This is a genomic window from Vreelandella xerophytica, from assembly GCF_968048975.1.
Genome location: NZ_OZ309106.1, coordinates 2,077,861 through 2,101,390 on the forward strand (window position 1 = coordinate 2,077,861; position 23,530 = coordinate 2,101,390).

The following is a 23,530-nucleotide window of genomic DNA, read 5'->3' on the forward strand; positions in this document are numbered from 1 at the left end:
ACCCTAGCCCACATCAAATACCGTCACGCGAAGCTCATTCGGCGCAAGCGCGCCTACCGGATGAGCGAGCGCCAGGGTAATGGCCGCCACCAGCGACCCCGCTCGCAGCAAGCGGGGTACGAAGGCAAGCCCCCAGCAAAGGGCCACCAGCAGCAGCGCCGCCGACAGCGGGTATTTGAGCGCCGCCGAAGGCTCCCAGAGAGGCAGTACGCCAAGGGTCAGGCTCAAGAGGCCGTGGAAGACGCCCAGCGCCTGCTCAAAGATCCACCAGACAACCGCGCTCGCCCCGGGAAGCGGCGCGACCAGCCAGCCAAGCAGCGCTGCGGGTACCATGATCGAGCTGACCCAGGGCACGGCAAGCAGGTTCACCAACGGGGCCCCGGGGGCGACGCGGCCAAAGGCAAGCAGCACTGCTGCCGCCATCAAAGGCGCGAGTAGAAGCTGAGTACGCACCAGCGCCCAGCACCACCCTTTCACGCCCCGGGGCCGGGCACGCCCCTGCCAGATGACGATCAGCCAGCCTACCGCCACGAACGAAAGCCAGAGCCCGGGACGCCAGATCGCTAGCGGATCGAGCAAGACGATGAGCAAAAGCGCCAGCCACCATGCCTGCCAGGGCCCCGGCGCGTGGCGTCCGCTCAACACCCAAAGCCCAAGAAGTGTCATCACCATCGCGCGCATGGCGGGCGGCCCCATGCCGGCAAGCGCGGCGTAACCCACGCAGGCGGCCCCTGCCACCCACCAGGGCCAGGTGCGAAGCCGCCAATTCGAGGGTGTTGCCAGGCGTGCGATCAGCCGCCCCAGCAGAAGGGTCAGCGAAGCAATCAGCCCCACGTGCAGCCCGGAGATCACCACCAGATGGGTAGTGCCGGTGGCGTTCAAAAGCGCCCAGTCGTCCTGGGTCAGCTGGCGGCTATCACCCAGTGACAGCGCCGCCAGCCAGCGCTTGGTCTGCGGCGCAAGCGACGTTGCGCTGATCTTCTCACGCGCCAGACCTCTGAGCGTAGGCCGAGCCTGGGTCAGACGCCGGGTCTCGAGGCTTGGGCGCACGTAGCCGGTGGCGTGAATGCCTTCGCGCCAGAGCCACTGGGCGTAGTCGAAGGCGCCGGGGTTACTGAACCCGCGAGGCGGGCGAAGACGCAGGACAAGCTGCCACCGCTCACCGGCCTGGTAGGACGTATCGCTATAGTCGCTGACCCGTACACGCTTCAAGTGGTGACAGTTTGGGAGGTATGCCGGGCTTTGACAGCGATCGATATCCAGAACGAGTCTGGAGGCGCCCTCGAGCGGTTGAACATCCACGACCCGCGCGCTGACTTTCAAATCCTGGCCGCTGAGCCCCAGGGGGAGCTGGCGCTGCCACTCGGTCTGGATACCCACAAACACCCAGCCACCGATGACAAGACCCCAAAACGCTTGGGGGGAGCGATTGATGATGAAAAGCGCCGCCAGCAGTGCGGTGCTGACACCGGCCAACAGGTGCCCTTCCACACCGCTGAGCCAGGCCAAAAGTGCTGCCCCCAGCGCCGCCATCGCCCATGGCATGACCGCCCCTCGCTGCATCGTCTCCTCCATGACCGGCGTTACACGCTTGGCATAGCCGAAGCGCTGTGCGATGTGGATAATAGAGCGCACTACTTCAAAGAGTACCTGACATGCCGCGCCGTTTCCTGCAGCGCTACATGCCCAAGCCCGATACGTTAAGACGCCAGCGTTCGCTTCGTTTCATGGCGCCCTTGATTGCCGACCCGGGGCTATGGCTATTGACACGCAAAAGCGTGGCCAACGCGTTTAGCGTGGGGCTCTTCTGCGCCATGCTGCCGATTCCGCTGCAGATGATGGTGGCAGCACTCGGCGCCCGGATCGGTCGCTGCAATCTGGCGCTGTCGGTCAGCCTTGTCTGGATTACCAATCCGCTCACCATGCCGGTAATCTTTTACTTCAACTATCGGGTGGGTACGTTCTTGATGGGCGCACCGGTGCGTGAAGCGCCTTCGCGTATTTCAACACGCTGGCTGGCCGAGCAGATGCACGACTTGCTGCCGCCGCTGTTTCTGGGTTCCATCGTCACCGCGGTGGTTCTCGCCATTGTTGCCAACGTGGCCATTCGCCTGATCTGGCGCTGGCACGTCTCCTACAATTGGAAGCGCCGCCGGCGTAAACGCCAGCAGCGCCGGGCTCGAATCGAATCGGAGTTCGACGAGTGAGCCTCTAGGCGTCTTGAGTCGGCGCCTTGACCTCTTCCACCAGCCGCCCTGCATCGAGACGCAACACCCTGTCCTGGTGGGCGGCAAGGCCCACATCATGAGTCACGATCACGAAGGCACAGGCGCTTTCCCGGGCAAGCTCGTCCATCAGATTCAAGATCGTGCTGGCGGTGGTCTGATCCAGATTGCCGGTAGGCTCATCCATCAGCACCAGACTCGGGTCGGTCACCAGCGCTCGGGCAATGGCCACCCGCTGACGCTCGCCGCCGGAAAGCTCACCGGGCTTGTGATCCGCCCGCGCCTTCATGCCCACTCGCTCGAGCAGCGTCATTGCCCGCCTTTCGGCATCCTTCTTGCGCTGGCCACGAATGATCAAGGGGAGCGCTGCATTCTCCAGGGCGCTGAATTCCGCCAGCAGGTGATGAAACTGATACACAAAGCCGATATAGCGATTACGAAAGTGGCCAAGCTGGGTCTCGTTGAGTCCGGCCAGCGACTCGTCGGCGATCATTATGCTCCCGTCGCTTGGCCGGTCGAGCCCGCCCAAAAGGTTCAAGAGCGTGGTCTTGCCCGAGCCGGAGCTTCCCACGATGGCCACACGCTCGCCGGCGCGCACCTCGAGGGTGAGCTGATCAAGGACCGTCAGATCCTGTGGGCCTTCTTTGTAGATGCGGGTAAGGCCTTGGCAGGAAAGCATCACCGGGGCACTGGAAGTCGTCGGATTCATGAGCGCGTCCTTATTCATAGCGCAGTACGTCCGCAGGCTGGACACGCGCGGCCCGCCAGGCGGGATAAAGCGTCGACAGGAAAGTCAGACCAAAGGCGGCCAGCACGATATCGCGGATATCGTCGAACAGAAGCCGCGACGGCAGGTGGCTGACGAAATAGACACCGGAATCGAGGAACTGAATACCAAAGGCTGCCTCAAACCAGCCCACCAGATCCGCAATGGTCAGCGCCAGCACCACCCCGGCCAGCACACCCAGCGCGATACCGATCACGCCGATGGTCAACCCCTGCACGATGAAGATACCCATGATCGAGCGTGGCGTTGCGCCGATGGTGCGCAAAATGGCGATATCAGCGCGCTTGTCGGTGACCACCATGACCAGCGTCGAGACGATATTGAACGCGGCCACGGCGACAATGACCGTCAGCAACAGCCCGATCATGCGTTTTTCCATCTGAATGGCCTGGAAAAGACTTCCTTGAGTGAAGGTCCAGTCGCGACCGATATAGCCCGGTCCCAGGTCGTTGACGATCGCCTGGGTTTCACTGCCGGCGACGAACAGGTCGTCAAGCTCCAGGCGAAGCCCGCCAATCGCATCGCCCAGGCGCGCCAGCGTCTGCATGTCCTCGATATTGGCGTAGGCGAGACTGCCATCGAGATCGGCACCGACACTGAAGATACCACTGACCGTGAAGCGCTTGAGCCGGGGAAACACACCCGCGGGGGTAATCGACGCCTCGGGCACCAGTAGCGTTACCCGGTCACCCACCCCCACGCGCAGGCGGTTGGCAAGCATGGAACCGAGCACCACGTTCCACTCCCCTGGCGCCAGATCCTCAAGCGCACCCTCACGCATATGTGAGCCGATGATCGACACCTGATCTTCCCAGGCGGGATCGATACCGTTGACCATGGCGCCCTGGTTCTGACCACCGGCGGAGAACATTCCCTGCTGCTCGACATAAGGTGCCACGCCGAGCACGCGGTCGCGCTGAATCAGCCGGTCGGCCAGCGACTCCCATTCCACCAGACCGGGCTGATACTCGATCTTGGTGTGGGGCACCATTCCCAGAATCCGCGTGCGAAGCTCATGATCGAAACCGTTCATCACTGACAGCACGAGAATCAGTACGGTGACGCCAAGCGTCAGACCGAGCATCGAGATCAGGGAAATGAACGAAATGAAGTGGTTTCGGCGTTTTGCGCGCACATAGCGCAGCCCCACCAGAAAAGGCAAACGATCAAGCATGGCATCATTCCTTGGTAATATGCACCCATGGTACGGTTTTTTTATACGCCCTGCATGCGCAAACGCGTATTGAAGAAGCAATCTTTTCCGCGGCGCGCGGCGCCCACGCAATGACTTGCAAGTTACCGGCCAAGCCCCTACATTGCGCGCGTTACCCGGCCTTTCATCCCGGCCTTTTCTTTTGGCAACAAGAGCACCCGACCTTGGCCCAACCCACTTACCGCTTGCTGCCGGAATGGCACCCTCAGGACGGCCTCCAGCTCACCTGGCCCCGCCCGGACGGGGACTGGCAGTCAATTCTCGAGCGTATCGAGGCCACCCTTGAGCGTATCGTCCTGGCGGCTACTCGCTACCAGCGCGTGGTCATCAGCGTGCCGGATGCGAGCACCCGGGCGCGCCTAAAGACGCACTTTCGTGCACTGGGCGTTTCCCGGAAGCGACTTCTGCTGATCGAAGCGCCCACTGACGATACCTGGGCGCGGGATCACGGGCCGATCGGTGTCGAACGCGATGACAAGGAAGTGGCACTTCTCGATTACACCTTTACCGGCTGGGGCGGCAAGTTCCCCTCCAGCCGCGATAATGCCTTGACCGTAGCCCTCGATGACGCCGGTGTGTGGGCCTGCGATGTGCTGACCAAGAATCTGGTGCTGGAAGGCGGCGGTATCGAAACCGATGGCCAGGGAACTCTTCTGACCACCAAGGCGTGCCTTCTCAATCCCAATCGCAATCCGGAACATTCGCTGGAGGCCATCGAGCAGATGCTCAAGGCGGATCTGGGCGTGGACCGGGTACTGTGGCTTGAAAACGGCTATCTGGAAGGCGACGATACCGACAGCCACATCGATACCCTGGCCCGGTTTTGCAGCCCCACTACGCTTGCCTACGTACGCTGCGATGACCCCGAAGATCCGCATTATCCGGCCCTCAAGGCCATGGAAGCCGAGCTCAAGGCATTTCGCCAGCCAAATGGCGAGCCCTACCGCTTGATCCCCCTGCCCTGGCCGGCGGCGGCGTTTGACCCGGAGGACGGCCACCGGCTGCCCGCCACCTACGCCAACTTCCTGATCATCAACCGGGCCGTTCTGGTGCCCACCTACGCCGACCCCGCTGACATGGTCGCCCTGAATGCGCTGGCCCATGCGTTTCCCGAGCACCAGGTGATACCCATCGAGTGCCACAGCGTCATTCGCCAGCACGGCAGCCTGCACTGTCTTACCATGCAACTGCCTGAAGGTACGCTCAACACCGCGCTTTTCGAGGAGGTCCCATGAGTAACGCGTTAACCGTGGCTGTCATCCAGCAGGCCGCCTGGCCGGACAAAGCCCAGAGTCTGGCTGAAAGTGAACGCGGCATTCGCCAGGCCGCCGCCCAGGGGGCGAAACTGGTACTGCTGCAGGAGCTTCACGCCACGCACTATTTCTGCCAGTACGAGGACCCGGCCCTTTTCGATCTGGCCGAGCCGCTGGAGGGCCCCACCGGCCAGCGCCTGGAAGCGCTCGCCCGGGAGCTTGGTATCGTTCTGGTGGGGTCGATCTTTGAAAAGCGCGCCGCCGGCCTTTATCACAACACCGCAGTGGTATACGACACCCACCACGGCCGGGTGGGCCAGTATCGCAAGATGCACATTCCCGATGACCCGGGGTTTTTTGAAAAATTCTACTTCACTCCAGGCGATGTGGACGCGAGCCGCAATGAGGGCTTCACCCCCATCGATACTTCCGTCGGGCGCCTGGGTGTGCTGGTATGCTGGGATCAGTGGTACCCGGAAGCGGCACGCCTGATGGCACTGGCCGGTGCTGACTTGCTGCTCTACCCCACCGCCATCGGCTGGGACCCGAGCGACAGCGATGAGGAAAAAGCACGTCAGAAAGAGGCCTGGACACTGATTCAGCGCGCCCACGGCGTGGCCAACGGCCTGCCGGTTCTGGCCGCCAACCGCATCGGGTTCGAACCGGATCACTCCAACGTAGGTGCCGGGATCGACTTCTGGGGGGGCAGCTTTATCTGCGGCCCCCAGGGCGAGCTTCTGGCCCATGCCGCCACCGACACCGAGCAGCTCGTGGTCACCCTTGACATGGCCAAGAGCGAACATACCCGGCGTATCTGGCCTTACCTGCGCGATCGGCGGGTGGATGCCTACGGCGATCTGACCCGCCGCTACCGCGACTGAAAACACCACCGGCGCCCTTGGGCGCCGGTGGTGTCTCTACCTGGATTGCAGGTTTCTATCCGAAAGTCGATTTCCAAAAGCCTGCTTCAAGAAAGTCTGCTTACAGAACCAATACGTCAAGAACGCCTACTTCCAGAAATCGCGAATCGAGGCAATGCCCTGCGCGCCTACCGCTCGGGCATGGTTGGCGTCGAACCGCGTCATGCCGCCAAGAGCGAAGACCGGCATACCGGCCCGCTCCACCAGCTGTTGAAAGTCGTGCCAGCCCATGGGGGCGACTTCCGGATGTGACGGCGTGGTGCGAAGAGGCGACAGCGTAACGAAATCACAGCCCAGGGTCGCCGCCTGGATCAGTTGTGTCTCGTCATGCGTCGAGGCCGACAGCCACTTGCCTTCGGCGATGGGGCGTCGCTCCAGATTCATCAGCCGTTCGCTGGTCAGGTGGATGCCGTCGGCATCGACGTGCTCGAGAAGCTCGGGCTCACCGTTGAGCAAAAGCCTGGCGCCATACTCGCGGCAAAGAGCAAGCGCGCTCTCGGCCCGCTTGATGTAGGCGTCTTGCTCAAGCCCCTTGGCACGCAGCTGCACCAGGCGAATGCCGTCCTCTTCCAGGGCACGCTTCAAAAGCGCCTCGAAGCGTTCGTCATCGGCCTCTTCGCCGGTAATCAGGTACTCGGTAGGCAGCATCACCGCGCGCAGAATGGGGAGATTGGCCGCCGGGAAGGGGTAGCTCGCCAGATCGCTCATCGCTACCCAGCGCACTGCCTGACCTTCACGCCCGAAAGGTTCGCCGGCGAACTCGTGAACCTGCCAGACATCGAGCAGGATATGCTTGTCGCTGTACTCGTGATGAACGCGAATGAGCGGCTGAGCACGACGAATTTCAACGCCCAGCTCTTCATGAAGCTCACGCTTCAGCCCTTCGAGCCCGGTCTCATAAGGCGCCAGCTTGCCACCGGGAAATTCCCAGAGTCCGCCGTGGTCCACGTTGGATGGCCGGCGTGCGATCAAAACATGCTTCTGGTCGGCGCTGACAATGGCGGCGGCTGCCACGTGAACCCGTCGTTTTACCATTACATTCATTACGTCTTTATCCACATTGGAGCGCTATCTGTGATCATAGCGCTTAAACAGGGCTGAACTTTTACGAGAGACGACATTCAATAGGCGACATCGCGCTCAGCTGCGGTAGTCGGCGTTGATCGTCACATAGTCATGGGAGAGATCCGAGGTCCATACGGTGCCATGGGCGTCCCCACGCCCCAGATGGATACGAATGGTGATTTCCTCCTCGGCCATTACCCGGCTACCCGATTGCTCGGAATAGCTGGCAGCACGCCCACCGTTCTCCACCAGGCGCACGTCCCCCAGGTCGATCACCACCCGGCTGACATCGAACCCTTCTACCGGTGCCCGGCCCACTGCGGCGAGAATACGCCCCCAGTTGGCGTCGCTGGCATAAAGGGCGGTTTTTACAAGCGGCGAGTGGGCCACGGTGAAGGCAACGTCCATCGCTTCCTGACGGGTTCTGGCGCCCTCCACCTGAAGTGTAACGAACTTGGTCGCGCCTTCACCGTCGCGAATGATCGCCTGAGCAAGCTCGGTCATCACTTGCTGGAGTGCCTGTCTGAACACCGCGATCTGTTCCTCGGTTTCCACGCGCACGCCGGTATTGGTAGCCGCCAGCATGCAGGCGTCGTTGGTCGAGGTATCGCTGTCGACGGTAATCGCGTTGAACGAGGCGTCCACGGTTTCTCGCAACAGTTGTGCAAGCAGTGGCTCATCGATACTCACATCAGTGACCACGAAACCCAGCATGGTGGCCATGTTGGGCTTGATCATGCCTGAGCCCTTGGTGATCCCGTTGATGAGAAAGGGCTGACCGGCGATACTGCCTGTTACCGTCGCGCCCTTGGCACGGGTGTCCGTGGTCAGGATTCCCTGGCCTGCCAGCGCCCAGGCCTCACTCGAGCCATCGAGCGCCTCCAGGGCAAGAGGCAGCCCCGCCAGCAGCCGCTGCATCGGCAGCGGCTCGCCGATGACACCGGTGGAAAACGGCAGCACCTGATCGGCCGACACCCCGGCCTGCTCGGCCAGGGCCTGACAGGTCTTGTAAGCGTCCGCCAGGCCCGCCTCGCCAGTACCCGCATTGGCGTTGCCGGTATTGATTACCCAGTAACGCGACGGCGCCTTGCCATCTTCAAGGTGCGCCTTGGCGGCGATGACCGGCGCGGCGCGAAAGGCGTTTTGAGTGAACACCCCTACCGTAGTGGCGTTCTCGGGGAGCTCGATGACGACGAGGTCACGACGCTGGGGCTTCTTGATCCCCGCCATGGCACACCCAAGCCTCACCCCTTCAAGGGACGGCATTTGTGGAAACGGACAGTGACCCACCGCCATGCTCTTCTCCTTTCTCTAGACCGGCTCGATACTTTTTGACGACAAGCGCAATGCTACTGAAGAGCGCAATGTTACTGAAGCTTGCCACAGCACTGCTTGTACTTTTTACCCGACCCGCAGATGCACGGATCATTGCGTCCGACCTTAGGCGCCTCCCGACGCAGCGGACGGCCATCGGCATCGGAGGCCTCGCTCATCGATGCGCCGGGTTCTGCAGCCTGCTCCGGGGCCCGCTGAGCTTCAAAGGCGGCCGCTTTTTCCCGGGCGGCGTCCTCACGGCGCTTTTGCTCCAGGGCATCCACTTCTTCGGGCTGGCGTACCTGAACGTGACTTAAAATCCGTGTGACGTCGGCCTTGATGTTGACCAGCAGATGCTGGAAGAGCTCAAACGCTTCGCGCTTGTACTCCTGCTTGGGGTTTTTCTGCGCGTAGCCGCGCAGGTGAATGCCCCGGCGCAGGTGATCCATCGACTGCAAATGCTCTTTCCAGCGGGTGTCCAGCACCTGCAGCATGACCTGTTTCTCGAAGCGTTGGATCAGCGCCTGGCCGGCGGCGGCGATTTTAGCGTCATACGCCTCGCGATGCATGGTTTGCAGCCGCTCACGAAGCTTCTCTTCACTGAAGCGTTCGTCTTCCAGGGCCCACTGGGTCACCGGCGCATCGAGATTGAACTCGGTCTTCAGGTGCGCTTCAAGACCGGGTAGATCCCACTGTTCGGCCAGGCTTTGCGGCGGCACGAAGTCGCTGATGGTACTTTCCATCACTTCCTCGCGAATACCGAGCACGGCTTCGGACACATCGCTTGAGCCAAGAATGTCGTTGCGCTGCTCATAGATCACGCGACGTTGATCGTTGGCCACGTCATCGTACTCAAGGAGCTGCTTACGAATATCGAAGTTGCGCCCCTCGACTTTCTTCTGCGCCCGCTCGACGGCGTTGGAAACCATCTTGTGCTCGATCGCCTCGCCCCGCTCCAGGCCCAATGCCTGCATCAAGCGCTTGACTCGGTCGGAGCCGAACAGCCGCATCAGGCTGTCTTCGAGCGAAAGGAAAAAACGGGTGGAGCCGGGGTCGCCCTGGCGACCGGAGCGACCACGCAGCTGGTTATCGATACGCCGTGATTCATGACGCTCGGAGCCAATCACGTGAAGCCCGCCGGCTTCGAGCACCGCATCATGGCGTTTTTGCCACTCGGCCTTGAGCTCGGCAAGCTGCGCTTCGCTCGGGTTGTCGAGCTTGGCAGCATCGGCCTCCCAGTTACCACCCAGCATGATGTCGGTACCACGACCGGCCATGTTGGTGGCGATGGTAATCGCTCCCGGGCGCCCCGCCTGGGCGATGATTTCTGCCTCGCTCTGGTGCTGCTTGGCGTTGAGCACGTTGAACTGGAGCCCTGCCGCACGCATCAACTGTGCCAGATACTCCGAGGTTTCAATCGAGGCGGTCCCCACCAGCACCGGCCGGCCGGCCTCGGTGACGGCCTGGGCGTCCTTGATGATCGCCTCGTACTTCTCTTCCCCGCTCAGGTAGACCAGATCATTGAGATCCTTACGGGCCAGCGGACGGTTGGTCGGAATCACCACCACGTCGAGGCCGTAGATCTGGCGAAACTCGAATGCTTCGGTATCCGCGGTGCCGGTCATGCCGGCCAGCTTCTCGTACAGGCGGAAGTAGTTCTGGAAGGTGGTAGAGGCAAGCGTCTGGCTTTCGCGCTGAACAGTGACTCCCTCCTTGGCTTCCACCGCCTGGTGCAGGCCTTCCGACCAGCGACGGCCCGGCATGCTGCGCCCGGTATGCTCGTCGACGATCACCACCTGCCCTTCGGCGACGATATAGTCCACATCGCGCTGATACAGGTAGCGCGCCCGGAGAGCCGAGTGCACGTGCTGCAGGAGATTAAGGTTCTGCGCGGCGTAAAGGGAATCGTTTTCCCCAAGCAGCTGCTGGGCGCGCATCATCTCTTCAACCTTGTTGTGTCCCTGCTCGGTCAGCTCCACCTGTTTTTGCTTTTCATCGAGCACGAAGTCGCCGCTGACCGGCGTCTCGTCGTCCTCGCTGACTTCACCACGCTCGAGATTCTGAGCCAGGCCGTTGACCACATTGTAGAGATCGGTATTTTCATCCACCGCGCCGGAGATGATCAGCGGGGTCCGCGCCTCATCGATGAGAATGGAGTCCACTTCATCGACGATGGCGAAATGCAGGCCGCGCTGTACCTTCTCCTCGAGCGAAAACGCCATGTTGTCGCGAAGATAGTCAAAGCCGAACTCATTGTTGGTGCCGTAGGTGATATCGCACTGGTAGGCGTGGCGCTTCTCCTCTCCGGTCTGGCCGGCAAAGATTACGCCCACCGAAAGCCCCAGGAATTCGTACAGCGGGCGCATCCACTCCGCGTCACGGCGTGCCAGGTAATCGTTGACGGTCACCACGTGCACCCCCTTGGCAGGCAGCGCGTTCAGATAGACCGCCAGTGTGGCTACCAGGGTTTTACCCTCGCCGGTTTTCATCTCGGCGATTCGTCCGCGGTGAAGGGTCATGCCGCCGACCATCTGTACATCGAAATGGCGCATGCCCATGACGCGCTTGCTCGCCTCGCGTACAACGGCAAATGCCCGAGGCAACAGTTTATCCAGCGATTCTCCCGCTTCCAGGCGCGTACGCAGATCAAAGGTCTGGGCCTTTAACGAGGCGTCGTCCAGCGCTTCGATGTCGGCTTCCAGCTTGTTGACGTCCTGCACGCTTTTCTGCATGCGCTTGACGTCGCGATCGTTTTTCGAACCAATAGCTTTGCGAAGTAATGTGTTGATCATGAATGTTCCAAATCTTTTCGAGCGCCCGCCGGGCACTCTATTGAATAAAGCAGCGAAAGTTGAAAAAGGCTATTGGCCGGGCGGCCCACGTGACGTCAACACGTCTTGTGCGGCGACCTTGGGGGGCGTGACAAACGGCATATCGAACAGCCGTTTCAACAAACGAACAGCGGGAGCCTTGACGTGGCGCGGCAGGTGACGCCCGCGGCGCTTGATGGCGGTGCATCGGGACTGGGCACGTAGCATGACCGGCACCCAGAGACAGATACTGACGGCACGCTCGCCCACCCGGCTAGACTCGGAGGGCGACAGACTGACCGGCAGTAGACAACTGACCAAAAGCCCTGCCAACCACCAGCGCGCCAACCCACAGCGGCGAGTGCGCCGTGCAGGGGGGATGCTGACAATCGCGGGTGTGGAGGGCATGCTGGGTGTCGACTCCTGGGCGTGTTAGGCTCTTGGCAAACGCTCAGCCCGAGGGCCAAGGCGTATCGGATCGGTACTTTGGAATTAAGCGTATGAGTATAAAGGTTAAGCGTTCTCGCGCACAGCCCATCAAGTCAGTGCTTGCAAGCTCCAATGAGGTCAGCAACCTGCTGCGTCAGTCACGCTTGATCGATCAGGCTCAGCGCCATCTGCGTGCCCACCTGCCCGAAGAGATGCGTGAACATATCTACGTTGGCGGTTTCAGCAACGCTCGCCTGACTCTGATCAGCGGCCAGGCGAGCTGGCTTGCCTGGCTTCGTTTCGAGCAAAGCCGTCTTCTGACGCTTCTGCATCAGCTTCCGGGGTTTGAGGCGGTGACGGGCTTTCACTTCAAGGTTCGCCCGGTTCGCCCGGTCACCGTGCCAACGCGCTACACCCGCACTCTCTCTCACGGGGCGAGTGATACGATTGCCCAGTGCGCCGAAGACACTGAAGACCCGCGCCTCAAAAGCGCCCTTGAGCGCCTGGCCTCTCACGCCCGGAAAGAAACGTAGTGCTTTAGAATGCATAAAGCACCGCAGGCGGTGCTTTATAAATGGGGCGCTACAGGGCGTTTTCAACCACCGGTGTCACCTGCGTTTAGCGCCCTTTTCGTCTTACAACCCTTTTCGTCTCTTGCCTTCCTTTCAATCACGCTTCGCCGATGACCATGGAAAGGGATACTTGAAAGGGGTGGCGGTCCTACATGGCATGGCTGTTCTATCAGTCATCAGGCCATGGCTGGGGCAGCGTAAGAGATCGGCGCTACGGCTTTTTCGCCTTCAAAGGTCACGATCTCGTAAGCCTCGGGCTGGGCCAGAAGCTCGCGGCACAACTGATTATTCAACGCGTGGCCGGATTTCACGCCACGGAATTCGCCGATCAGACTGTATCCCAGCTGGTAAAGATCGCCAATGGCGTCCAGCACCTTGTGCTTGACGAACTCATCCTCGTAACGCAACCCGCCTTCGTTCACGATGCGATAATCATCCACCACGATCGCGTTATCCAGGCTGCCGCCCAGCGCGAGATTGTTGGAGCGCAAAAACTCCAGGTCGCGCATGAAACCAAACGTGCGTGCGCGCGACACCTCCTTGACAAACGAGGTGGTGGAGAAGTCGATCAGCGCATTCTGATGCTGTTGCTCGAATGCCGGGTGATCGAAATCGATGGAGAACGATACCTTAAAGCCCTGGTGGGGCAAGAACACTGCCTCCTTGTCGCCATCGGTTACCGCAATACGCTGCTTGATACGGATGAACTTCTTGGGTGCATCCTGCTCGAGAATTCCCGCCGACTGGATCAAGAAGACAAACGGGCTGGCGCTGCCATCCATGATGGGTATTTCAGCGGCACTGATGTCGACATAGGCGTTGTCGATACCCAGCCCTGCAAACGCGGACATCAAATGTTCGACGGTTGCCACCTTCACACCCTCATGAGAGAGCGCGGTGCAAAGCTTGGTGTCTTCGACCAGCTCGGCGCGGGCGGGTACATGTACCACGGGATCCAGATCGGTTCTGACAAACACTATTCCTGTGTTCGCGGGTGCCGGGCGCAAGGCCAGATGGACTTTTTTACCCGAGTGCAGACCCACTCCGGTAGCGCGAATGACATTTTGTAATGTACGTTGTCTGATCATGGGCGGGGTAAAACTCTAATAACGGCAATAACCGGCAAAGCGCCGACACTCGCCGTGGAAAAGGGAAGTTATCGAACAGTGTTTACTTTAACAGCAAACGATCATTTTAACCAATAAAACTCTTGTTAAAACTCTCGTTTGCTGCTTCAGCCAACCTGTCTTGCTACATCAATCTGCCTGGCGGCGTAAAAATGCGGGGATATCCAGGTAATCATCAGACTCGGCCGGGCGGCGCTTTTCAGGGCGCGGCTTGGGAGCGGCTTCTGCTGATTCGGCGCGTGCCGCGGACTGCTGACGTGTAATCGTCGGCTGTTGCATCTTGCGATAGTCAGCCGGCTCTGCAGCCGAGCGACGTGCCGGTTCCCGGGCAGCCACCTTGGGCTTCGTACCATCAAGACCGGCCGCCACCACGGTAACCCGCAGCTCATCGGACATTTCCATATCGATGGAGGTACCCACCACGATGGTGGCTTCCTGCGAAGCAAACTCCTGCACCGTCGCCCCCACATCGTTGAACTCGCCGATGGAAAGATCCGGGCCGGCGGTGATGTTGACCAGGATGCCGCGCGCGCCGTGCAGATCGATGTCTTCGAGAAGCGGGCTGCGAATCGCTTTCTCGGCTGCCTCGCGGGCGCGGTTCTCGCCCGTCGCCCCGCCGGTGCCCATCATTGCCATGCCCATTTCGGACATCACCGTGCGCACATCGGCAAAGTCGACGTTGATGATACCCGGGCTTGTAATCAGCTCGGCAATACCCTGAACCGCGCCAAGCAGCACGTCATTGGCCGCGCTGAAAGCGGTCAGGAGCGTCGCGTTCTTGCCCAGTACGGATAGAAGCTTTTCGTTGGGAATGGTGATCAGGGAATCGACGTGCTCGGAGAGCTCCTTCATGCCCTCTTCGGCGGCGCGCATGCGCTTGGGCCCTTCGAACGGGAACGGGCGCGTCACGACGGCTACCGTAAGAATTCCCAGCTCCTTGGCTACTTGAGCGACCACCGGCGCACCGCCGGTCCCGGTGCCGCCACCCATACCGGCAGTGATAAATACCATGTCCGCGCCGTCTAGAAGCTCGGCAATACGCTCACGGTCTTCCATGGCGGCCTGGCGTCCCACTTCGGGGTTGGCGCCGGCGCCCAGGCCCTTGGTGATCTCGCTGCCCAGTTGCAAGACCGTTTTTGCAGATACGCGCTTGAGCGCCTGGGCGTCGGTGTTGGCGCAGATGAACTCGACGCCTTCGATGTTGCTTTCCACCATGTGGTTGACGGCATTACCGCCGCCGCCGCCGACACCGACTACTTTGATGACCGCACTGCTCGAGGGTGCGTTATCTACCAATTCGAACATAAGCCCCGTCTCCTGAACCGCGCTTGCGGCCCTGTCAGAAATTTCCTTTGAACCAGCCTTTGATTTTCGCTAGCGCCGAATGACCATCCCTGCTATCACGCTGAACAAGCTCACCACGGCTCTTGTGCGCCGTGCTTGCCCGCCCATGGCTCTCTAGACCTTGTCCGTGGCGCGTCTCCTGCAGTGCATAATGCAAAAGCCCGACGCCTGTCGCATAGATCGGGTTGCGAACCACGTCCGCCAGCCCCCGCACGTTCTGCGGGCAGGCGATGCGTACCGGCATATGGAAAATCTCCTCTGCCAGCTCGCTGACACCTTCCATGCGCGAGGTGCCGCCGGTCAGTACCACCCCGGCAGCCACCATGTCCTCATAGCCACTGCGGCGTAATTCATCGCGTACCAGCGTAAAGAGTTCCTCGTAGCGAGGCTCGACCACTTCGGCCAGAGCCTGCCGGGAAAGATCCCGGGATGGACGATCCCCTACACTTGGTACCTTGATCATTTCATCACTTGCGGCCAACTGGGTCAGCGCGCAGGCGTATTTTACCTTGATCTCTTCTGCATGCTGGGTGGGCGTTCTCAGGGCCATGGCAATATCGTTGGTCACCTGGTCGCCGGCGATAGGAATCACCGCCGTATGACGAATCGCCCCTTCGCTGAAGATGGCCATATCGGTCGTTCCCCCGCCGATATCCACCATGCAGACCCCAAGCTCGCGCTCATCCTCGGTGAGTACCGCCATGCTGGAAGCAAGCTGCTCCAGAATGATGGCATCCACATCGAGGCCGCAGCGACGTACACATTTCTCGATGTTTTGAACCGCGTTCAAGGCCGCGGTGACCAGATGCACCTGCGCCTCGAGGCGAACGCCGGACATGCCCAGAGGTTCGCGAATGCCGCCCTGGGCATCGATGGAAAACTCCTGAGGCAGCACATGCAGAACACGCTGGCCTTCGGAAATGGCCCGTGCGCGCGCAGAATCGATAACACGATCAATATCAGAGGGGGTCACTTCGCGCTCTTTGATCGCGACAACGCCGTCTGAATTCATCGAGCTAATGTGGCTGCCGGCAACGCCGACATACACGGAGTGGATATCACAGCCAGCCATTAATTCCGCTTCTTCCACCGCCCGCTGGATCGACTGCACGGTGGATTCGATATTGATCACAACGCCACGCTTCATTCCCCGTGAGGGATGAGAGCCTATACCCGCAATCTCGATACCACCGTCATCGGTGGGTTGACCGACTATCGCGACGACCTTGGACGTTCCGATGTCCAGCCCGACAACCATATTGGATGCATTGGGTGAGCCTGCCATGAGTCGGGTTATCTCCTTATAGTGATCTTTCAAAGGATAGCTTATTGATGGTCGGCAATAATCTATCAACGGGTCTCAAAACTACTAACTATTTATACATGCTTTTTTAATTAAAAAGCCGGTTGTAAGCCACACTCGGTTAAACAAAACTAGCCATTAACGAGACAATAAACCAAGTCGTCTTCGTTATAATCTAGTTTGGTTCGATAACCACTAACCCAAACAGGGTTTAACAGAGCCATCATATAGAAACAATGGCCATTATACGACTAGTCCTGCACCACGATAATGGGCTTGCCGGAGAATTTAAACCCCGTTGATGGGTTTTCCTTGTTGGCAACCGCTCACTTTTACGTGTTCGACGTCGCTTTCATGTTGAAGACTCGTGGTTTATTCATCGCTATCGTCGAAATCACTCTGACCGTGCCAGGCAACGGCCACGCCGTTGGGGTAGCGTAAATCGATATAACGAATCAAATCGCCTTGACTGGCAAGTTCCCGCTGCCAGGAAGCGGTGAGCCTTGCCAGGCGAATATCATGCTGACGCCTTCCCAGCATCACCCAGGCGCCGTTATCCAGCTGAAGGCGCCAGGCGCCGCGCGGCTCCAGGCGTAGCTGGGCAAGCGCCAGCGAAAGTGTGGCAAAGTGCGGGGTGAGACGCTGGTAATAGGTCAACACCTCTTCGCTGCTGCCGGCCGGCCCTGCCAGATCGGGCAAGTCCGGCGGAACGTCAAGCGGGGCGAAGGCGAAAGGCTCGCCCATTGGGTTGAGAAGAAAGTCATCGTTCCAGCGCGCCACCGGTTCCTGTTCCACCAGTTCGAAAACCAGTGCATTGGGCCACTCCCGGGAAATGCGCACTTCAAAAAGCCAGCCAATGTTCAGCGCGCGATCGCGAAGTGCGCCCAGATCCGCCGAGAGCCAGGTCGCGTTTTGTACCAGCGGCGCAAGCTGGGTACGCAGATAATCAGCGCTCACGTACTCCCATTCGCCTCGAATCGAGACGCGCTCGATGGGACGGTCCAGCCATAACCACAGCGCACGCCCGCCGGCGCCCAGCAACAGCGCCAGCAGTAAAACGCCAAGCCACGCGTTACGCTTTTTCATAAAGCACTCTTCATGCGCAAACGGCTGTCTGCAGAATCTTCAGAACCAGCTGGTCAAAATCGATACCCGCGTGGGCAGCGGCCTGAGGCACCAGACTGTGATCGGTCATGCCCGGAACGGTGTTGACTTCGATCAACCAGAACCTGCCTTCGGCGTCACGCATCACATCGATACGTCCCCAGCCCTGAGCGCCCATGGCACCAAACGCCCGGCTGCAAAGCCCGGCAAGGGCCTGCTCCTGCTCGGCGTCCAGCCCGCAGGGCAAGTGGTACTGAGTGGTGTTGGTGAGATACTTTGCTTCGTAATCGTAAAAGCCGCCGGGCACTTCCACGCGAATGGCGGGCAGCACGTCATCGCCCAACAGCGCGACAGTATACTCTTCCCCCTGGATAAAGCGCTCGGCCATTACCTGCGCATCAAACCTGGCAGCCTCTGTAAAGGCGGCTTTCAGTTCAGCCTGGCTTTTGACGATACTGATGCCCAGCGTCGATCCTTCGTGTACCGGCTTGACGATCATCGGAAGACCGAGTGTCTCGACCACGACGTCCCAGTCGGCATGCTCGGCTAGCGTAATGCTCTCCGGCGTGGGCAGGCCCTGGGCGCGCCATATCTGCTTGGTACGCTCCTTGTCCATTCCCAGGGCCGAGGCAAGCACCTTGCTGCCGGTATAGGGAATATTCAAAAGCTCGAGCGCTCCTTGCAGCGTACCGTCTTCACCGCCCCGGCCGTGAAGAGCGATAAACACCGCCGACGGAGCAAGCGCCTCGAGTCCGACCAGGCCATTGTCACGCGGGTCATAGCCGATGGCATTGATGCCCTGGCGCTTCAACGCCTCAAGCACTGCTGCACCGCTTTTCAGCGACACCTCACGCTCGCCGGATGTCCCGCCGTAGACCACCACGACCTTTTCAAGCGCTGTCGCTTGTGCGTTCAATCCGTTCATAGCTTAACCTCGTCCAGCTTGAGCTCGGCCTGGGCCAGCGCCAGCGAAATACCGCCGACATCTCCCGCGCCCTGGGTTATCAGGATATCGCCCGGGCGCAGCACCTTGCTCAACAATGCCGAAAGCTCCTGCTTGTGCTCGACGAACAGTGGATCCACCTCGCCACGCTGGCGAATGGAGCCGGCGAGCGTACGCCCTTCTGCCCCGGGAATCACGGGCTCCCCGGCGCTGTACACATCCAGCAGCACCAGGGTATCGACCTGGGAGAGCACGCGAACGAAGTCTTCATACAGATCCCGCGTGCGGCTATAGCGATGCGGCTGATAAAGCATGACCAGGCGGCGTTCCGGCCAGCCGGCACGCACCGCCTGAATCACCATGTCGACCTCGCGGGGGTGGTGCCCGTAGTCATCCACCAGCATGATCTCTCCTGAGTGTCCGGGCGCCGGGTAGTGGCCGTGGACCTGAAAGCGCCGCCCGACGCCGGCAAACCCGGCAAGCCCGCGCTGAATCGCCGCGTCGCTCACGCCGGCATCGGTGGCCACCACGATCGCTGCCATGGCGTTGAGGGCATTGTGGCGGCCGGGCATGGCCAACCGTACCTCGAGCGGGGCCGCACCATCAGGACGAAGGGCGGTGAACGATACCTCGCCCTGATCCTGGCTGAAGTCCTTGATGCGATAGTCGGCATCGGCGTTGAAGCCATAGGTCACGAACTGGCGTTTCACCTGTTCGCAAAGCCCCTTCACGTGCGGGTCGTCGGTACACAGCACCGCCAGTCCATAGAACGGCAGGTTGTGCAGAAACTCGATGAAGGTGGTCTTGAGCCGTTCGAAGTCGCCGCCATAGGTCGCCATGTGGTCAGCGTCGATATTGGTGACGATCGATACCATGGGCTGAAGGTGCAGAAACGATGCATCGGACTCGTCGGCCTCGGCCACCAGGTAGTCGCCCTCCCCCAGGCGCGCATTGGCCCCGGCACTGGTCAGCTTGCCGCCGATGACAAAGGTCGGGTCGAGCCCCCCTTCGGCCAGAAGCGTGGCGGTCAGGCTGGTGGTAGTGGTCTTTCCGTGGGTGCCGGCCACGGCAATACCGTGGCGAAAGCGCATCAGCTCGGCGAGCATTTCCGCCCGGCGTACCACCGGTACGCGGTGTTCGTGGGCCCAGCGGATTTCCGGATTGGTTTCGTCGATAGCGCTTGAAACCACGACCACGTCGGCCCCCTGCACGTTCTCCTGGGCATGGCCGATAAAGACATTCACGCCACAGCCGCGAAGGCGCTCGACCACGGGGGAGGCTTTCATGTCGCTGCCGCTGACCGCGTAGCCCTGATTGGCCATCACCTCGGCGATGCCGCACATCCCCGCTCCGCCCACGCCCACGAAGTGGAGCCGCTTGATCCGGCGCATACCCGGGCCGCTGGTAACGCGTTGTGAGGGCTTGTCGGTTGTTACATCGGTCACGCCGAATCTCCTTGCTTGACTAACGAAAGGCATCCTGCCGTTAAACGCTCGGTGGCCTCAAGATGCGCGGCCTGGCGCGCCCGGGAGGCCATCTCGAGCAGAGTGTCATGGGTCAATAACTCGCCTAGAAGCTGCGTCAGCCGCGCCGTGGTCAGCTCCTCTTGCACCACGCAGCGCGCCGCGCCGGCCTCGACCAGCACATTGGCATTTACGCGCTGATGGTCATCCACCGCGAAGGGGAATGGCACTAGAAGCGCCGGCTTCGCTGCCGCCGCAAGCTCCGCCACGGTCAGCGCGCCCGCCCGACACACCACCAGATCGGCCCAGTCGTAGGCAGCGGCCATATCATCGATAAAAGCGCTGACTTTCGCCTCGACATGCAAGGCCTCGTAAGCGTCCTTCGTCGCTTCTTCGCGGTCCTTGCCCGCTTGGTGCCAGACCTCGGGCCGGTCTTCGGCCCCGAGTGCTGCCAACGCACCGGGCAGACGCTCGTTGAGCGCCACCGCACCGAGCGAGCCGCCCACGACCAGCAGCCTGAGGGTACGCGTGGTCAGTTCGGCGCGGGTGCGAGGCATCTCACCCAGGGCGGCGATTTCGCCACGCACGGGATTGCCGATCACCTCCGCCCGGGGGCCAAAGGCTTCAGCGAACGCAGCGTAGGTTCTAGTCGCCAGACGCGACAGCACCCGGTTGGTCAATCCGGCCACGGCGTTTTGTTCGTGAATCACCAGCGGCACGCCGGCAAGCTTGGCAGCAAGCCCGCCGGGGCCGCTGGCGAACCCCCCCAGGCCGACCACCACGTCCGGCTTGAAGGTCTTGATGACCCGGCGGGCACTCAGCACGGCACCGGTCAAGTTGAAAGGTGCCTTGAACCAGCCCGCCGCGCCCTTGCCACGAAGCCCTGCAATGGCGATGGTGTGCAGCGTGATACCCGCCTCGGGTACCAGCCTGTTTTCGATGCCCCGGGGGCTTCCCAGCCATTCGACGGCCACGTCTTGCGCCCGGAGCGCGCGAGCCAGTGAAAGCGCGGGAATGACGTGCCCGCCGGTGCCTCCGGCCATGATTAAAATGCGTCGCGTCGTCACCAAAAACTCCTTACTCAAGATAGGCGCGGCTCAAAGCGTGCCTTGTAGGGCGTCGACGCACGCTTGGGACGGTGACGGGTCTCGGCGTCAACGCGCAGCAAAAGCCCCACCATCATTCCGGTTACCAGAAGGCTCGAGCCGCCGTAGCTGATCAGAGGAAGCGTCAGCCCCTTGGTGGGTAAAAGCCCCGAGCTCACCGCCATATTGATGAACGCCTGGGCAGAGACGATGAAACCGATACCGTAACTCACATAAGCGCCGAACAGGTGTCCGGCAAGCTCTGCCCGGCGGCCGATCAGCATGGCGCGGGTAACCAGCAGGGTAAACAGCAGCACCACGGTGATCGCCCCGATCATGCCAAGTTCCTCGGCAATGACCGCGAAGATGAAATCGGTGTGCGCTTCGGGCAGGTAGTGCAGCTTCTGCACGCTGTTGCCAAGCCCCATGCCGCTGACATGGCCACGTCCAAAGGCGATCAACGCCTGGGTCAACTGGTAGCCAGTAGCGAACTGATCCGCCCAGGGGTCCAGAAAGCTGGTCCACCGGGCAAGCCGGTAAGGCTCCATCACCACCATCATTACCGCGCCAAAGGCGAGGACTCCGCCGCTGCCGATCAGCAGTACAAGCGAGGCGCCGCTCATCATCAACATGCCGATCACACATACGGTATAGACCACCATGCCGCCGAAATCCGGCGCCAGGAACAAGAGCCCGGCGGGAATGGCCAGCACGGCAATGGGCCGCCACATGCTGAACGCGCGGCGGCGAAGGTCGTAGGTAAAGCGCGACATGAAGGCGGCCATGTAGAAGATCAGACCTACCTTGCCAAGCTCGGATATCTGCAGGCTGGGGAGGGGCCCGGGCAGCGAGATCCAGCGCTTGCTACCGTTGATCTCCTGCCCCACCAGCAGCACCATGACCAGCATGAAGATACTGGCAAACAGGATGAGCGAAGCGTTCTGTCGCCACGCTTCCAAAGGCACGCAGAGCATGAACACGCAGGCCAATCCCGCGACCAGCAAGAAGATGGCGTGCTGACGCGAATAGTAGTAGCTGTTTTCAAGAAGACCAATCGAGGCGGAGCTGACCATTATCCAGCCAAGCCCCGCCAACGTAACCACCGCCACGATCAGCCAAACGTCACAAGGCAGATGACGGGTGGCCACGGCGTTCAAGAAGTGCTGGCGCCGACTCATGGACAAACCTCACTGCGTTTTTGCACCACCCACTGGCGAAAGGCCTCGCCTCGCGCCTCGTAGTTGGTGAATTGATCAAGACTGGCACAGGCTGGCGAAAGCAGCACGCAGTCACCCGGGCAAGCCACGTCGAAGGCCGCCTGCATGGCCTGGAAGAGATTTTCCACCTCGCTGACCTTTACCGTCGCGTCAAGGGCTGCCTTCAGACGGGGCCCATCCGCCCCGAACACCAGCACTTGCCGGGCATAACGGCCAAGCGGCAACGCCAGCGGAGTGAAGTCCGCCCCCTTGCCCACACCGCCGGCCAGCAGAATCAGTCGCCCTTCCAGAGTGGCGCCAATACCTTCGATGGCCGCAAGCGTGGCGCCGACATTGGTGCCCTTGGAGTCATTCACCCAGCGCACACCCGCAAGGGTGTCGATCATTTCGCTGCGATGGGCAAGCCCCTTGAAGCCCTCTAGAGCCTTGCCCATGGATGCCATGGAAAACCCCAGCGCCTGCCCCATGGCGAGGGCGGCAAGCGCATTCAGATAGTTGTGCTTACCGGTTATCGACAACGACGCGGTATCGATCAACTGCTCGCCCCCATGGGCAAGCCACGACTGGCCATCCACCGTTTCAAGGCCCCAGCCTCCCGCCTGGTGGGCGAGACTGCCAAAGCGCGATACGCAAGGGGTCGTCGCGTCAGGCCAGGTCAGCGGGTCGTCAGCGTTGACCACGACATGCTCGGCGCCGTTGAAGATGCGGGCCTTCGCTTGACGGTAATGCTCAAGGTCGCCATGACGATCAAGGTGGTCTTCGCTGAGATTCAAGAACGCCGCCGCGGCTGCGTTGAGGTTCGGGGTAGTTTCAAGCTGGAAACTGGAAAGCTCCAGAATATAGAGCTCGGCCTCGGGGTGGGTTTCCAGAAGCTCCAGGGCGGCCGTTCCCAGGTTGCCGCCCACGGCGGCATTCACACCGCAGGCACGGGCCATTTCACCCAGAAGCGACGTCACGGTGGATTTGGCATTGGAGCCGGTGATCGCCGCGATGGGCGCCTTGACCGCCCGCCGGAAAAGCGCGATCTCGCCGATCAGTTTCGGCTCGCCCGTTGCCTCGTTGTACTGTTCGAGCAGTCCTTCAAGGCCTGGGCTGAAAGGATCCACGCCGGGGCTTGTCACCACCTCCCGGGCACGACTGAAATCCACCGCCGAAAGCGGCCCGCAATAGGTGACAACGCGCGGGTAAAGCGCTTGAAATTCCGCAAGTCCCGGCGGCTCGGCTCGGGTATCCAGCAGCACGAAAGGCGTGTTCTGGCGAAAAAGATGACGGCAAATAGCCCGGCCTGAAATGCCCAGGCCGATGACGGCGGTAACACCTTCAGGTATCTGCATCAAATGGCTCCTTGCGTGCAAC

General features: G+C 60.9%; 20 protein-coding genes. 4 read left to right on the top strand and 16 right to left on the bottom strand.

Translation table 11 applies throughout. The annotated features are described in order from the left end of the window. Nucleotides 1–3: 3 nt before the first annotated feature. Nucleotides 4–1,635, bottom strand: a complete 1,632-nt coding sequence (locus tag ACWF8S_RS09900) for a ComEC/Rec2 family competence protein (RefSeq protein WP_447553153.1) — start codon at nt 1,633–1,635, stop codon at nt 4–6. 20 nt (nt 1,636–1,655) lie between these two features. Between ACWF8S_RS09900 and ACWF8S_RS09905 the strand changes: the two genes are divergently transcribed. Then, nucleotides 1,656–2,207, top strand: coding sequence for a DUF2062 domain-containing protein (locus tag ACWF8S_RS09905; protein ID WP_447553154.1), 552 nt, complete (start codon nt 1,656–1,658; stop codon nt 2,205–2,207). A gap of 4 nt (nt 2,208–2,211) precedes the next feature. Here the strand turns inward: ACWF8S_RS09905 and ACWF8S_RS09910 are convergent, their stop codons facing one another. Next, nucleotides 2,212–2,934: an ABC transporter ATP-binding protein gene (locus ACWF8S_RS09910; RefSeq protein WP_447553155.1), complete on the bottom strand. Its 723-nt coding sequence runs from the start codon at nt 2,932–2,934 to the stop codon at nt 2,212–2,214. Between the two features lie 10 nt (nt 2,935–2,944). Further along, entirely contained in the window at nt 2,945–4,186 is a 1,242-nt protein-coding gene (locus ACWF8S_RS09915) for a lipoprotein-releasing ABC transporter permease subunit (protein WP_447553156.1), read from the bottom strand. A 203-nt stretch (nt 4,187–4,389) separates the two neighbouring features. Between ACWF8S_RS09915 and ACWF8S_RS09920 the strand changes: the two genes are divergently transcribed. Both ACWF8S_RS09920 and ACWF8S_RS09925 read left to right on the top strand, forming a co-directional pair. Next, nucleotides 4,390–5,460 carry an agmatine deiminase family protein gene (locus ACWF8S_RS09920; RefSeq protein ID WP_447553157.1) on the top strand — a complete coding sequence of 357 codons (1,071 nt, stop codon included), beginning with the start codon at nt 4,390–4,392 and terminating at the stop codon, nt 5,458–5,460. Further along, on the top strand, nt 5,457–6,359 hold the full coding sequence (locus ACWF8S_RS09925; protein WP_447553158.1) for a carbon-nitrogen hydrolase: 903 nt from the start codon (nt 5,457–5,459) through the stop codon (nt 6,357–6,359). The genes ACWF8S_RS09920 and ACWF8S_RS09925 overlap by 4 nt, the downstream gene beginning before the upstream one ends. A gap of 126 nt (nt 6,360–6,485) precedes the next feature. Here the strand turns inward: ACWF8S_RS09925 and ACWF8S_RS09930 are convergent, their stop codons facing one another. The 4 genes from ACWF8S_RS09930 to ACWF8S_RS09945 all read right to left on the bottom strand — a co-directional run bounded on the left by ACWF8S_RS09930 (nt 6,486) and on the right by ACWF8S_RS09945 (nt 11,995). Next, entirely contained in the window at nt 6,486–7,433 is a 948-nt protein-coding gene (locus ACWF8S_RS09930) for a Nudix family hydrolase (protein ID WP_447553159.1), read from the bottom strand. A gap of 105 nt (nt 7,434–7,538) precedes the next feature. Beyond that, nucleotides 7,539–8,759, bottom strand: a complete 1,221-nt coding sequence (gene argJ / locus ACWF8S_RS09935; RefSeq protein WP_447553160.1) for a bifunctional glutamate N-acetyltransferase/amino-acid acetyltransferase ArgJ — start codon at nt 8,757–8,759, stop codon at nt 7,539–7,541. A 71-nt stretch (nt 8,760–8,830) separates the two neighbouring features. After that, nucleotides 8,831–11,569 carry a preprotein translocase subunit SecA gene (gene secA / locus ACWF8S_RS09940; protein ID WP_447553161.1) on the bottom strand — a complete coding sequence of 913 codons (2,739 nt, stop codon included), beginning with the start codon at nt 11,567–11,569 and terminating at the stop codon, nt 8,831–8,833. A gap of 69 nt (nt 11,570–11,638) precedes the next feature. After that, nucleotides 11,639–11,995: a hypothetical protein gene (locus ACWF8S_RS09945; protein WP_447553162.1), complete on the bottom strand. Its 357-nt coding sequence runs from the start codon at nt 11,993–11,995 to the stop codon at nt 11,639–11,641. Between the two features lie 92 nt (nt 11,996–12,087). On the opposite strand from ACWF8S_RS09945, the gene ACWF8S_RS09950 reads away from it, so the two are divergent. Continuing rightward, a complete protein-coding gene (locus ACWF8S_RS09950; protein WP_447553163.1) occupies nt 12,088–12,549 on the top strand; it encodes a DUF721 domain-containing protein in 462 nt (153 codons plus the stop codon). A 215-nt stretch (nt 12,550–12,764) separates the two neighbouring features. On the opposite strand, the gene lpxC is transcribed toward ACWF8S_RS09950, so the two are convergent. The 9 genes from lpxC to murD form a co-directional block, all read right to left on the bottom strand. Beyond that, on the bottom strand, nt 12,765–13,676 hold the full coding sequence (gene lpxC / locus ACWF8S_RS09955) for a UDP-3-O-acyl-N-acetylglucosamine deacetylase (protein ID WP_447553164.1): 912 nt from the start codon (nt 13,674–13,676) through the stop codon (nt 12,765–12,767). 168 nt (nt 13,677–13,844) lie between these two features. After that, on the bottom strand, nt 13,845–15,020 hold the full coding sequence (ftsZ, locus tag ACWF8S_RS09960; RefSeq protein ID WP_447553165.1) for a cell division protein FtsZ: 1,176 nt from the start codon (nt 15,018–15,020) through the stop codon (nt 13,845–13,847). Nucleotides 15,021–15,054: 34 nt separating this feature from the next. Next, nucleotides 15,055–16,344: a cell division protein FtsA gene (gene ftsA, locus ACWF8S_RS09965; RefSeq protein ID WP_447553166.1), complete on the bottom strand. Its 1,290-nt coding sequence runs from the start codon at nt 16,342–16,344 to the stop codon at nt 15,055–15,057. A gap of 390 nt (nt 16,345–16,734) precedes the next feature. After that, nucleotides 16,735–17,448, bottom strand: coding sequence for a cell division protein FtsQ/DivIB (locus ACWF8S_RS09970; protein WP_447553167.1), 714 nt, complete (start codon nt 17,446–17,448; stop codon nt 16,735–16,737). 10 nt (nt 17,449–17,458) lie between these two features. Continuing rightward, on the bottom strand, nt 17,459–18,391 hold the full coding sequence (locus tag ACWF8S_RS09975) for a D-alanine--D-alanine ligase (RefSeq protein ID WP_447553168.1): 933 nt from the start codon (nt 18,389–18,391) through the stop codon (nt 17,459–17,461). Continuing rightward, nucleotides 18,388–19,800, bottom strand: a complete 1,413-nt coding sequence (gene murC, locus ACWF8S_RS09980; RefSeq protein WP_447556579.1) for a UDP-N-acetylmuramate--L-alanine ligase — start codon at nt 19,798–19,800, stop codon at nt 18,388–18,390. Before murC ends, ACWF8S_RS09975 begins: the two co-directional genes overlap by 4 nt. A gap of 50 nt (nt 19,801–19,850) precedes the next feature. After that, nucleotides 19,851–20,939 (bottom strand): undecaprenyldiphospho-muramoylpentapeptide beta-N-acetylglucosaminyltransferase, encoded by a 1,089-nt coding sequence (gene murG / locus ACWF8S_RS09985; protein WP_447553169.1) that lies wholly within the window; start codon nt 20,937–20,939, stop codon nt 19,851–19,853. A 14-nt stretch (nt 20,940–20,953) separates the two neighbouring features. Further along, complete coding sequence (gene ftsW / locus ACWF8S_RS09990; protein ID WP_447553170.1) at nt 20,954–22,135, bottom strand: putative lipid II flippase FtsW; 1,182 nt, start codon at nt 22,133–22,135, stop codon at nt 20,954–20,956. After that, entirely contained in the window at nt 22,132–23,511 is a 1,380-nt protein-coding gene (gene murD / locus ACWF8S_RS09995; RefSeq protein ID WP_447553171.1) for a UDP-N-acetylmuramoyl-L-alanine--D-glutamate ligase, read from the bottom strand. The genes ftsW and murD overlap by 4 nt, the downstream gene beginning before the upstream one ends. Nucleotides 23,512–23,530: the final 19 nt, after the last annotated feature.